At 48.3% G+C, this 12,009-nt stretch carries 10 protein-coding genes; 5 read left to right on the forward strand and 5 right to left on the reverse strand.

Annotated features, from left to right (window positions below):
* Positions 1-7: 7 nt before the first annotated feature.
* The 5 genes from EP073_RS07130 to EP073_RS07150 form a co-directional block, all read right to left on the reverse strand.
* A complete protein-coding gene (locus tag EP073_RS07130; RefSeq protein WP_128466467.1) occupies positions 8-946 on the reverse strand; it encodes a sigma-70 family RNA polymerase sigma factor in 939 nt (312 codons plus the stop codon).
* Positions 947-1,086: 140 nt separating this feature from the next.
* Positions 1,087-3,693, reverse strand: coding sequence for an ATP-dependent chaperone ClpB (gene clpB / locus EP073_RS07135; RefSeq protein WP_128466468.1), 2,607 nt, complete (start codon positions 3,691-3,693; stop codon positions 1,087-1,089).
* A gap of 198 nt (positions 3,694-3,891) precedes the next feature.
* Positions 3,892-4,272, reverse strand: coding sequence for a heat shock protein transcriptional repressor HspR (locus EP073_RS07140; protein WP_128466469.1), 381 nt, complete (start codon positions 4,270-4,272; stop codon positions 3,892-3,894).
* Positions 4,273-4,409: 137 nt separating this feature from the next.
* Positions 4,410-5,519 (reverse strand): molecular chaperone DnaJ, encoded by a 1,110-nt coding sequence (gene dnaJ, locus EP073_RS07145; RefSeq protein WP_128466470.1) that lies wholly within the window; start codon positions 5,517-5,519, stop codon positions 4,410-4,412.
* A gap of 29 nt (positions 5,520-5,548) precedes the next feature.
* Positions 5,549-5,986 (reverse strand): Hsp20/alpha crystallin family protein, encoded by a 438-nt coding sequence (locus EP073_RS07150; protein WP_128466471.1) that lies wholly within the window; start codon positions 5,984-5,986, stop codon positions 5,549-5,551.
* Positions 5,987-6,157: 171 nt separating this feature from the next.
* Here EP073_RS07150 and EP073_RS07155 point away from each other — a divergent pair, with 171 nt between their 5' ends.
* The 5 genes from EP073_RS07155 (at position 6,158) to EP073_RS07175 (ending at position 11,989) form a co-directional block, all read left to right on the forward strand.
* The gene (locus EP073_RS07155) at positions 6,158-7,018 is read left to right on the forward strand and encodes an energy transducer TonB (protein WP_128466472.1); all 861 of its coding nucleotides are present in this window, start codon (positions 6,158-6,160) and stop codon (positions 7,016-7,018) included.
* A gap of 311 nt (positions 7,019-7,329) precedes the next feature.
* Positions 7,330-8,400: a radical SAM/SPASM domain-containing protein gene (locus EP073_RS07160; protein WP_128466473.1), complete on the forward strand. Its 1,071-nt coding sequence runs from the start codon at positions 7,330-7,332 to the stop codon at positions 8,398-8,400.
* Between the two features lie 235 nt (positions 8,401-8,635).
* Complete coding sequence (locus EP073_RS07165) at positions 8,636-9,418, forward strand: nitrilase-related carbon-nitrogen hydrolase (protein ID WP_128466474.1); 783 nt, start codon at positions 8,636-8,638, stop codon at positions 9,416-9,418.
* A gap of 30 nt (positions 9,419-9,448) precedes the next feature.
* Complete coding sequence (gene scpC, locus EP073_RS07170; RefSeq protein ID WP_128466475.1) at positions 9,449-11,008, forward strand: succinyl-CoA:acetate CoA-transferase ScpC; 1,560 nt, start codon at positions 9,449-9,451, stop codon at positions 11,006-11,008.
* A gap of 306 nt (positions 11,009-11,314) precedes the next feature.
* The gene (locus tag EP073_RS07175; RefSeq protein ID WP_128466476.1) at positions 11,315-11,989 is read left to right on the forward strand and encodes a hypothetical protein; all 675 of its coding nucleotides are present in this window, start codon (positions 11,315-11,317) and stop codon (positions 11,987-11,989) included.
* The last annotated feature ends 20 nt before the right edge of the window (positions 11,990-12,009 follow it).

Below are 12,009 nucleotides of genomic sequence, written 5' to 3' on the forward strand. Positions count from 1 at the left end.
GCCCGCTTTAGTTCAGAAAATCATGCAGCTTTTTGCGCATGGCTTTCTTTCTGAGCTTGGCAAGTGCTCTGGCTTCAAGCTGGCGCACACGCTCGCGGCTTATTTTCAGCATGTCGCCAATCTCTTCCAGAGTTTTCGGCGCATCACCTTCTATGCCGAAGCGCAGTTCGATTATCTTTGCCTCGCGCTCGGTGAGTTCGTCTATAATATCTCCCAAAGACTGTTTCAGAGTCTTTGAAATAATATCGTCTTCAATGCTTTTTGAGCCGGAGTCCAGTAGGTCTATGAACGAGCGGTCTTCACCGTCCTTGATGGGGGCTTCAAGGGAGAGATAGTTTCTGGAAACACGGAGAACGTTTTCTATGTCCGGCTCTTCCATACCGAGATATTCGGCAAGCTCACTGTTTGTCGCCTCACGTCCCAGCTGCTTGCTGAGCTTTTCTATGGCTCCGTTTATCTTGTAGAGTATGCCCGCCTGTTTGATGGGCAGCTTAACCGTGCCGGACTGCTCAGCCAGAGCCTGAATAATAGCCTGACGTATCCACCATACGGCGTAAGATATAAACTTGACCCCTTTGGTATGGTCGAAGCGCTTGGCGGCTTCCACAAGCCCCAGATTACCCTGATTTATAAGGTCGGAAATGGGCAGACCCGTGTTTCTGTAGCGGTTTGCTATGGAAACAACGAATTTGAGGTTTGAGAGTATAAGAGTATTGAGAGCTTCCGTGTCGCCCTTCTGTATTCTTTCCCCGATTTCAAACTCCTGATCTTTTGTCATCGGCTTATATCTGCTGATGCCGTTGAGATAGTGCTTCAGCGTGTTTTCGCTCACAGGAGGCGGGGCATCTGTTTGAATTACTTCCTCAACCTCTGCGGATTCAGCAGTGCTTTCCGTTTCGTCGGTCTCTTCCTGCTCTTCCTGAAGGTCGTCAAGTTCATGATCCATTTTCAGCCTTTAACCCTTATAGTTCCGAAAGTATATCAAATATATCACATTTTGGAACAAAAATCATTTCTATATATCGTTTATCCGCAACTGATTTTTAACTAATATAAAAAAGGCGGGGGTGTCGCCCCGCCCTTTTTTCAGGAGGTTGTACTGAAGTTCATGCCGTTTTGACCGTAGGTCAGCTTTATCTTCTGCTCTGCTTTTATGTCGCCTTTGATCAGTGCTTCCGCCAGCTTGTTTTCCACGAGCTTTCTTATGGTCCGCTTCATGGGTCTTGCGCCGAAAGCAGGGTCGAAACCCGCTTTTACTATTTCTGTAATGACAGAATCATCCCACACAAGTTCAACAGAATTTTCACGCATCCTCGCGGCAAAGTCTCTCATTAGCATTTCCGCAATATTATGAAGATGTTCCTTATCCAGCGGGTGGAAGACTATTATATCATCCAGCCTGTTGAGGAACTCCGGCTTGAAGAAGGATGAGAGCCTGTTCATTACGACATTATCGATGAACATGTATTTCTGCTCCGTTGAGCCTTCTTTAGTGAACTCTTCCTGTATCTCCTGTGAGGCTATGTTTGATGTCATTATCACCACACTGTTTTTAAAGCTTACTGTCCTGCCTTTGGAATCGGTAAGCCTGCCGTCGTCCAGCATCTGAAGCAGGATATTGAATACATCCGGATGCGCCTTCTCTATCTCGTCCATGAGTATGACGGAGTAAGGCTTGCGGCGCACTCTTTCTGTCAGCTGTCCGCCTTCGTCGTAGCCCACATATCCGGGAGGCGCTCCGATCAGCTTTGCCACCGCGTGCTTTTCCATGTATTCACTCATGTCTATGCGTGTGAGCGCGTCTTCGGAGTCAAACATAAACTCGGCAAGCGCTTTCGCCAGCTCTGTTTTACCCACACCTGTGGGTCCTAAGAATATAAACGAGCCTATGGGTCTGTTAGGATCGCCGAGACCCGCCCTGTTTCTGCGGACTGCTTCGCTTACCGCTCTGATTGCTCTGTCCTGTCCTATTACTCTTTTATGGAGGTAAGCTTCCATATTGATCAGTTTGTCCGCTTCTTCCTGCATGAGTTTGGTCACAGGTATACCTGTCCATTTGGAGACGATGGCGGCTATGTCCTCTTCGTCCACCTCTTCCTTGAGCATCCTTTTGCCGCTCTGGATTTCGGTGAGCTCAGAGTTTGCTTTCTCCAGCTCCTTATCAAGCTGAACAAGCCTGCTGTATTTTATCTCAGAGGCGAGGGCAAAGTTGCCTTCACGCTCCGCCTTCTGCATCAGGTGTTTTTCTTCCTCTATCTTTTCCTTTATCTCTCTGGATTTTTTTATAAGCTCTTTTTCATTGCTCCAGTGTGCCCTGAGCCCGTCCGCCTCTGCTTTGATGTTGGCAAGCTCTTCTTCAAGCTTAACGAGACGGTTTTTGCTTACGTTGTCAGATTCACGCTTGAGCGCCTGTTTCTCTATCTCAAGCTGGGTTATCCTGCGTTCCGTTTCATCAAGCTCAGTGGGGAGGCTGTCTATCTCCATTCTCAGTTTCGCCGTGGCTTCGTCAATAAGGTCTATTGCCTTGTCCGGCATGAAGCGGTCACTGATATATTTTTTAGCCAGATGCGCCGCTGCCACAAGGGCGGAATCCTTTATGCGCACACCGTGGTGAACCTCATATTTCTCTTTAAGTCCCCGGAGGATCGATACAGTGTCCTCAACGCTCGGCTCCTTCACCATTACCGGTTGGAAGCGCCTTTCAAGTGCGGCGTCTTTTTCTATATGTTTTTTATACTCATCAAGGGTTGTTGCGCCTATACAGTGCAGATCGCCTCTTGCCAGCGCCGGTTTAAGGAGGTTAGCCGCGTCCATCGCTCCTTCCGCAGCTCCGGCGCCCACGAGTGTGTGCATTTCGTCTATGAAGAGGATTATCTCGCCTTCCTTCTCCTTTATCTGGGTAAGGATAGCCTTAAGCCTTTCTTCAAACTCGCCTCTGAACTTGGTTCCGGCTATGAGAGCTCCCATGTCGAGGGAGGCGACAGTCTTGTCCTTCAGAGAATCCGGCACGTCGCCGTTGACTATTCTGTGAGCAAGACCTTCCGCAATTGCGGTTTTCCCCACGCCGGGCTCGCCTATGAGCACGGGGTTGTTCTTTGTCCTGCGGGAAAGCACATGGACAACACGCCTTATCTCCTCATCACGCCCGATTACGGGGTCAAGCTTGCCCTCTCTGGCGAGGCTTGTGAGGTTGATAGTGTATTTGTCTATGGCGTTCATTTTCCCTTCAGGGTTCTGGTCTGTGACCTTGGATGAACCTCTGATCTCTTTGATCGCTTTTTCCACCGCTTTTTTGTCAGTTCCGGTCTGTGAGAGCAGAGTGCGCAGTTTGTAGCCTGCGTTGTCTATTATCCCTAGGAGTATATGCTCGGTGGAGACATATTCGTCCCCAAAGTCTTTTATTATCTTAAATGCCTTTTCCAGCGCCTTGTTGCAGTCGGGCGAGAAATACTGCTGTCCCGCGCCGCTCACTGTGGGCAGAGTTCTGACTATCTCTTCCGTTCCGTTCTCAAGTGCGCTGACATTTGTTCCTGCCTTCTGGAGAAGGGGTTTCACAAGCCCGTCCTCCTGCTTAAGGAGTGCAAGGAGAAAATGCTCAGGCTCTATCTGCTGCTGGCTTTTTTCAGAGGCGAGAGCGAGTGCCTGTTCTGCCGCCTCCTGCGCTTTTATCGTCATTTTATTGAAGTTAATCATTGTGCTTTACCTCCTTCTGAGGCTTATGCCTTGATTTAATAATCAGAAAAACTACATCCAGTGTTTTTCTGATACACGCTTGTGCCTTGATAAACAAAGCTTTTCAGTAAGCTCGGTACAGAAATCGCCGAAATCAAAATGGCGGTTTTGCTTCGCACGGCGCAGTCCCATCCTTGGGACTGTAAACAACAAAAAGTACTACCCTTTCTCTATGCGTACTTTTATAATTTCTTTAGGCGGGGAGGGGACAAGCGCTTTTTCCGCTTCTTTTGCCTTCATTTCCTCACCCAGACGCTGGCGGATATATTCCTTCATCCCGTCAAGCTGGGCGTGGAGCGTTTCTATCTGCTCACGCATATTCAATATTATCTCTACTCCCGCAAGGTTCACTCCCATGTCTTTTGAGAGGGTCATTATAAATTTCAGCCTCTCAATATCCTCATCGGAGTAAAGTCTTGTGTTGCCCACCGTGCGTGAAGGGGTCACAAGTCCCATGCGTTCATACTGGCGCAGTGTCTGCGGGTGAAGCTCCAGCATTTCCGATACTATGCTTATTACATACAGAGGTTTGTTAGCCATGTTATTTTCCTTGTTTTCATTTTGAATCCCCCTCTGGCTCCTTTTTACAAAAGTGGATGAAAACTCCCTCCTTTTCAAAGGAGGGCAGGGGAGGATTTATTTATATTCCTGTCGTGAACGGTTCCTTCCGTGGAAGCCTATATTTTTCCCTTCTTAAGCAATTCCTCGCGTACATTCGTAGCATATTTTTTCATCATTTCTCTGAGGGTTTCCCTGTCGGCTTCGTAAGCGACGGCAGGGATTTTTACGTTCATCACCAGATATAAGTCGCCTGTTCCGCCGCCTTTGAGCATAGGAACGCCTTTTCCTTTAAGCCTGAATTTCTGTCCGGGCTGTGTGCCTGCGGGGATGTTCAGTGTCACGGCTCCGTAAGGAGTGGGAGCTTCGATTTTTTCGCCCAGCGCCGCCTCAAACATATCCATTTCCACATCAACATAAAGGTTGTCACCCTCACGCCTGTAGACCGGATGATCCTGCACATTGGTAACTATATACAGGTCGCCGGACGCGCCGCCGTTAAGCCCTGCGTTTCCTTTCCCCGGCACACGTATCTTGGAATTTTTATCAACACCTTTCGGAATACGCACCTTGATGCGTTCCTTGCTTTCAACCTGTCCTCTGCCGTGGCAAGTGCCGCATTGCTTCACTGTTACCTGCCCTGAGCCGCCGCAGCTTGAACACACGCTGCTGACGAAGAAGCCGCCCTTATTACGGGAGGTTTGCCCTGTGCCGCCGCAGGTAGGGCATGCTTTCTTTTCGCCGCCTTTGCCGCCGCATTCCGAACAGGTTACAGAGTGGCTGACGTTCAGTTCGTATTCGTTGCCGTTTATTACATCATAAAAGGGCACACGCAAATTGTAGTAGAGGTCGTCTCCGCGCATTACCCTGTTTCTGTTTGCGGAAGCACGCCTGTTGCCGCCGCCGAAAATATCGCCGAAAATGTCGTCAAAGTCGAAACCGCCGCCGAAGGTGTTTCTTATGTCCTCAAAGTTCGCGCCGGAGAAGTCATACCCCTGACCGCCGGATACAAAGGCATCGTGCCCTACCGAGTCATACTGCCTGCGTTTCTCTTCATTGCTGAGAACACCGTATGCTTCTGAGATTTTTTTAAATCTGTCCTCTGCGGTCTTATCTCCCGGATTAACGTCCGGATGATATTTGCGGGCAAGCTTTCTGTATGCCTTCTTTATTTCATCGGCACCGGCGCCGCGCTGGACGCCCAGCTCCTCATAGTAGTCCTTAGCCATTTTTCACCTTCGTTATTGTTTAAGCGGCGTTACTCTGTCTCAACCTTTATCACCGTTGGCTTAATCTCCGCACGTTTTTTAAGGGCGATTTTGAGAACTCCGTCTTTCAGATTAGCTTTTATCGAGTTCATATCTATAGTGTTCGGCACGGCGAACGAGCGCTGAAACTTGCCGTAGGCCCGTTCAAGCCTGTAATAATTGTCGGATTCCCTGTCCAGAGGATATTTTTTTTCACCCTTAAGAGTAAGCACTCCCTCGGATACCTGAATATCCATGTCGTTTTCGTCTATCCCGGGCAGTTCGGAAACGACAACAATCTCATCCTCCGTTTCGTAGATGTCCACAGGGGGCATCCATTCGCCGTATGAGGGCGCGTTCTGCTTGTCGAAGGAGTCGTTGAACATCTTGTTGATTCTGTCGTGCATCGCCATAAGATCCTTAAGCGGATCCCATCTTACAATTGCCATAGAAAACCTCCGTAGAAAATTTTATCTGATTTAATTAATAATATTTGAGCCAGTTCGTGTCAAGTGTTTTGATACGGATTTTATTATGGAACAAAAACGGGTGGAGGCTGTCTTATGTATCAAAGTGTTTTGGGCACTTGATTTAATAAGGAATTGACTATAATTATAAAAATGAACTCAAGACTCGCATGGTTTTTGCTGATTTCGGCTGTGCTCCACCTTATGCTTTTCATGTTTATCAAGCTTGATGAACCGGAGAAGAAGGAGAGACCGATCAGCGTGGAAATAATAGAGAAAGAAAAAGAGACTCCGCCGCCTCCGCAGGTGAGGCAGACGCCTCCTCCCCCTGTGCCCCGTCCGCAGCCTCAGCCTGAAACACAGCCGGAAAAAGAGATAGTGAAGGTGACGCCGGAGGATCGGGCTCCGGCGAAATCCGCGGAGAAGCAGCAGGCTGGTTCCCCAAAAGATCAACAGCGGAGAAATGAACAGCCGGGCAGACAGCAGCCCGCTCCCGCACCCAGAGATCAGGTCACACGCAGAACGGAGCCTGATCCATTGACAAAACCCGAGCTTCCTAAAATGGATTTTCCGCAGAGGGACAGTATTCAGGGGCTTGACCGAAAGACAATAGACAGGATTCTGAACCCGAAGGACATCATAAACAGAACAGCGGAAAGCGGCGGTGACAGGGAAGGGGAAGACACCGTTTCCATGCAGGAGGTCAAAACCCGCTATACGTCATATTTTTATAAATTCCGCCGCCAGCTTTATCAGACATGGAGCTACCCTTACTCCGCCGCAATGCGGGGGGAACAGGGGACTGTGCGTATCAAGTTTGCCATACATAAGGATGGGCGTATAACCGATGTTCAGGTGGTAAAAAGCAGCGGATACCCGGATCTTGATAATGAGGCTGTGCGTGCCCTGCGCAACATGGGCGGCGTTCCTCTGCCCGATACCTACGACCTTCAGGTGCTCCGTGTCGACGGTTATTTCATATATTATCTCAGCGGGGCAATCGATATTTATTAGGCTTCCATGGATGGAAGTCTCGCCGTGCGAAGCGAAGCCGCATTTACTGCGGCGCGAGCGTGTGCGCCTTTCCGACAGGATGTGCGGAAAGGCGGGCAGTCAAGATGTAATTTATTAGGCTTCCATGGATGGAAGTCTCGTCGTGCGAAGCGAAGCCGCATTTACTGCGGCGCGAGCGTGTGCGCCTTTCCGACAGGATGTGCGGAAAGGCGGGCAGTCAAGATGTAAAAATTGTTTCCGAGGCGATGTAATACTTGTTTAATCTTTTTTAAGATAATATCATTACATCAATCGAAATATATGGAGCTGACATGAGCAAACAGTGGGAACTTAAATGGATGGCATGGGAAGTAACCAGAAAATGCAACATGAATTGCGTTCACTGCCGTTCAAATTCAACAATAGAGTCTGCGGAGGGCAACCTCACGTTTGACAAATGCCAATCTCTCATGGATGAGATAGGCGAGCACGCCAAACCGGTTATAGTTATCTCCGGCGGCGAACCCCTTTTAAGAAAAGATGTTTTCGATATAGCCGCATACGGCACTGAAAAAGGTTTCCGTATGGCAATGGCGACAAACGGCATGCTTGTGGATGATGAAGTCTGTAAAAATATGAAGCAGTCCGGCATCCGCATAGTCTCCCTCAGCCTTGATGGAGCAACAAAAGATGTGCACGACAACTTCCGTGGTCAGGAAGGCGCATACGAAAGCGTGATGAACGCTGCGGAGTATTTCAGAAAGCATGAGATCAAGTTCATAGTTAACTCATCCTTCACTAAAAGGAATCAGAACCAGATAGAGGGCACATACAAGCTTGCCAAGAAGATCGGCGCTACTGCGTGGTACATGTTCCTTATCGTTCCCACCGGAAGAGGGGAAGAGGTTATGAAGGAGCTTGTTTCCAAAGAGGATTACGAAGACCTCCTCAACTGGCACTACGACATGGAGCGTGAGGAGCAGGATATACTCGTCCGTCCCACATGCGCGCCTCAGTACTACCGCATATGGCATGAGCGCAGCAAGGCGGAAGGGCTTGATCCCGAACGCAGAAGCCTTTCCTTCGGCACAGGCGGCGGCAAAGGCTGTATAGCCGGACAGTCTATCTGTCTTCTCAACCACGAGGGGGATGTTTACCCTTGCTCATACTTCCCCATGGCTGCCGGAAATGTTTTCAAGCAGGGCTTCTGGGAGATATGGAACAACTCCGAGCTTTTCAGGGATATGCGCAGCTTCAAGGACTATGAAGGCAAATGCGGCGTCTGTAAATATCTGGGCGTATGCGGCGGATGCCGTGCCAGATCATACGCAGTCAGCGGATCATATATGGAAGAGGAACCTTTCTGCGATTATATTCCGACTAACTATAAACCCTGCGGCTGATAATTATTAATAATAAGCAATAGACAAAAAAGCCGGAGCGTTCAGCGTTCCGGCTTTTTTCATTTTTTATTCCCGCTGTTTTAAAATCAAACGTGTTTCATTATTAGAAAAGCGAATAATCCCCATATGGCGGCATTGTCCGCTCAAAGTTAATAATTTTCATATGTCTTTATATTGAACTGCTTGACATGGTTCAAATTCTGTTTTATTATCACCGAAGTTTAAGAGGGGCTGAATGCGGGTACTATCTCTTCAGCTTCCGATGATTCTCGGGGATATGAAATCCAACAGGGACAAATTCCTATCTGTTTTGTCGGAAGTTATTGATGAACAACCTTCAATTATTATCCTGCCTGAGATGTGGGCGACAGGTTTCGACTATGAGAATCTTAACAGATTCAGCAGGCAGACTGAAGAGATTTGTAACGATATTTCCGAAAGGCTTAATGAAAATACGCTGGTAATTTCTACTCTGCCGGAATGGAATTATAACAAGGTTTATAACACGGTATATGCGGTTTCATCCTCAGGTGTTATAGCCTCCTATCGCAAGAATTTTCTGTTTACCCCTCTGAATGAGCATGTATATATCGATAACGGTAAAGGTATTACTGTTTTTGAATTCATGGGTGTCAGGGTCGGGCTTCTCCTCTGCTATGAAATCCGTTTTCCCGAGCTTTTCCGCATGACTGCCCGTGCCGGAGCGGAGCTTATAACCGTTCCCGCTGTATGGGGCGCAATGAAAAAGGATCACTGGCTGACACTTCTGCGCGCACGTGCCATAGAGAACCAGTGCTATATAGCCGGATGTAATACCAGCGTTATGCACGGCCGCAAGGATATGCCCTGCGGCTATTCCGCCATGTTTGACCCATGGGGCGAGGCGGTTTATGAGCCTGCGCCTGAGGAAGGTGTGTACACCGGCATTGCGGAGCCTGCGAAGGTTGCAGAGATAAGAGAAAAGATTCCGAGTTTCAACGATGCTTTAAACGCTTTTGTAATAGAGAGAAAAAACTAAAATAATGACATTAAGCTAAAGGAGGAAAGAATGTCTGAACTTCAGAGCAGGGTTCGTGATAAGAGCCTTCACCATCTTTTTATGAAACCTGAGGACACTATCAAGTTTTTCAAAGATGCCGACAACAGGGTTATGGATCTCGGCTGGTCCGGTTTCACACCAGTTGGCTATCCTAAAGTTGTACCCATTGCCCTTGCTGACTATGTTGAAAAAAACAGCCTTCAGGGAAAATGGAAGTTCAACCTTTTCATAGGCGCGTCAGTCGGTTCTGAAACCGAAAACAGATGGGCAACACTCGATATGATCGACAGAAGATGGCCGTACCAGACGGGTAAGGACATCGGAAAGGGGATCAACTCCGGTAAAATCAGAATGGGCGACAAACACCTCTCCATGTTCGCTCAGGATCTCAGATACGGCTTCTACACCAAAGACAGAGGCGGTAAGCTTGACGTTGCCATCATTGAGGCAACCGCAATCACGGAAAACGGTGATATAATCCTTGCCGGTTCTGTGGGTGCTGCTCCTGAAATCATTGACATAGCTGATAAAATAATCATCGAAATCAATACCGGCATGCCCTCTCTGGAAGGTATGCACGACATTATGATGACAGATCTTCCTCCTTACAGAAAGATCATCCCCATCACTGACGTGCGTCAGCGCTGCGGAACGCCCTTTGTTCCCACAAATAAAAGCAAAATCGTTGCTATAGTTGAGTCCAAGCTTCCTGACAACGGACGCGCGCTCAGAGGAACTGACGATGTTGCTCAGGCTATCGCCGACAACATAGTTGACTTCTTCAGCCACGAAGTGAAAGCCGGACGTCTGCCTAAAAACCTTCTGCCTCTTCAGTCAGGCGTCGGTTCAATCGCAAATGCGGTTGTGGGCGGTCTTACAGCTTCTCCCTTTGAGGATCTCGTTGTTTTCACAGAAGTTCTTCAGGACACTTTCCTTCCCTTCCTTGACTCCGGAAAGTGCAAATACATCAACTGCACATCTCTTTCACTTTCAGCGGAAGGCTTCAAAGAGTGGTGGGAAAAATTCGAGTTCTACAAAGACAAAGTTCTTATGAGACCTCAGCAGATCTCCAACAACCCCGAACTTATCAGAAGACTCGGCGTTATAGGCATGAACACTCCCCTTGAGTTCGACATATACGCTCACGCCAACTCAACCTGCGCAGGCGGTACAAAAATGCTTAACGGTATCGGCGGTTCCGGAGACTTCCTCAGAAACGCTTACCTGTCTATCATGCACTGCCCGTCAGTCCGTGAGTCCAAAACTGACGAATTCGGTATATCAGGCGTTGTTACAAAAGCTCCCCACGTTGACCACACCGAGGCGGATCTTGACGTTCTGGTTACAGAACAGGGTCTTGCTGACCTTCGCGGACTCGCTCCGAAGGACAGAGCGCGCGAAATCATCAAAAAATGCGCTCACCCCGCTTACAAAGATTATCTCACTGACTACCTTGAGAGATCGGAGAAGGCGACCGGTTATCACCATGAACCCCACATACTCTCCGAAGCGTACAAAATGCACATCAACCTTGCCGAAAACGGCACAATGCGCTTCTGGAACAAATAATTGCAAGGGCGGCTCTGAAAAGGGCTGCCCTTTTTTTCATTTCAGCCATATTTTCCGTAACTTCATCTCCGTATTCTGTTTTCCGATAATGCTCAAGTTTTTTCCGTTTTAGCCGATAATATACACATGCCGCGGAAGAAGGAAGTGACGCGCCTTTAGGTTCGCCGCATATGCGAAGCTTCGTCATTAAACATCGATGTAACCCTCACAATTCAAAGGATTGAAAAGCCCTTTTTTATTGCGGATATTTTTGCGTCCGTTTTCAAAGAGGGCAGGACTAAGGACAGTATTTACGGAGGTAATATCATGCAGTCGATGACACTGAGCATGACGAGCACCCGCTTTGAGGCGACAGCCTATTCATCAAAACGCGGATCATCAAACAGGGAAGCGGCAAGCGCTCCCGCATACCAGACCGGCAATAAGGCAGGCAGCAGATATGTAAGCAGCGGTTCCGCTTTCATACTTGATATAGCAGGGCTGAAAGAAGGAGCGCAGAGCTTCGCTTCCTATCTCAACAGTGAAACTTCTCAGAATGAGAGCCTGAATTATCAGGGCTTCAAAATGAAGATTCAGTCTGTTACCATCGAAGCCTTCTCCGAACAGAACAGAGAGCATGCGAGAATAAGCGAAGGTTTCAGATTCAGCTATACTTCGATTGAGATTTCCATGGAACAGAGCTCATCTGCGGAAGAGCCGTCAGACCTTTACGACAGCTATTTCGGCGATGAAGCGTACTGGGGCGCTGAGAAAACATCCGGAAGGATAATGGATTTCATCAAATCCATAGCCGGAGGCGATCCGGAAAGACTTGAGCAGGCAAAAAACGGTGCCGTAAAAGGCTATAAAAGCGTGGAAAGTCAGCTTGGGCAGATGCCGCAGGTTTGCGTGGATACTCTGGAACTCCTCATGGAGAAAATAGACGTCTATAAGGAAGAGATAACAGCAGCAGTACAGCAGCCCGTTGATTTGACTGCATAGAAAAAAATAAGCCCCGCGGA

This window comes from Geovibrio thiophilus (genome assembly GCF_004087915.1).
Taxonomy (GTDB): domain Bacteria; phylum Chrysiogenota; class Deferribacteres; order Deferribacterales; family Geovibrionaceae; genus Geovibrio; species Geovibrio thiophilus.

Excerpts from the sequence above, each read along its gene's own strand:
- EP073_RS07130 (WP_128466467.1), bottom strand. The coding sequence starts at position 946 with ATGGATCATGAACTTGACGACCTTCAGGAAGAGCAGGAAGAGACCGAC.
- clpB (WP_128466468.1), bottom strand. The coding sequence starts at position 3,693 with ATGATTAACTTCAATAAAATGACGATAAAAGCGCAGGAGGCGGCAGAA.
- EP073_RS07140 (WP_128466469.1), bottom strand. The coding sequence starts at position 4,272 with ATGGCTAACAAACCTCTGTATGTAATAAGCATAGTATCGGAAATGCTG.
- dnaJ (WP_128466470.1), bottom strand. The coding sequence starts at position 5,519 with ATGGCTAAGGACTACTATGAGGAGCTGGGCGTCCAGCGCGGCGCCGGT.
- EP073_RS07150 (WP_128466471.1), bottom strand. The coding sequence starts at position 5,986 with ATGGCAATTGTAAGATGGGATCCGCTTAAGGATCTTATGGCGATGCAC.
- EP073_RS07155 (WP_128466472.1), top strand. The coding sequence starts at position 6,158 with ATGAACTCAAGACTCGCATGGTTTTTGCTGATTTCGGCTGTGCTCCAC.
- EP073_RS07160 (WP_128466473.1), top strand. The coding sequence starts at position 7,330 with ATGAGCAAACAGTGGGAACTTAAATGGATGGCATGGGAAGTAACCAGA.
- EP073_RS07165 (WP_128466474.1), top strand. The coding sequence starts at position 8,636 with ATGCGGGTACTATCTCTTCAGCTTCCGATGATTCTCGGGGATATGAAA.
- scpC (WP_128466475.1), top strand. The coding sequence starts at position 9,449 with ATGTCTGAACTTCAGAGCAGGGTTCGTGATAAGAGCCTTCACCATCTT.
- EP073_RS07175 (WP_128466476.1), top strand. The coding sequence starts at position 11,315 with ATGCAGTCGATGACACTGAGCATGACGAGCACCCGCTTTGAGGCGACA.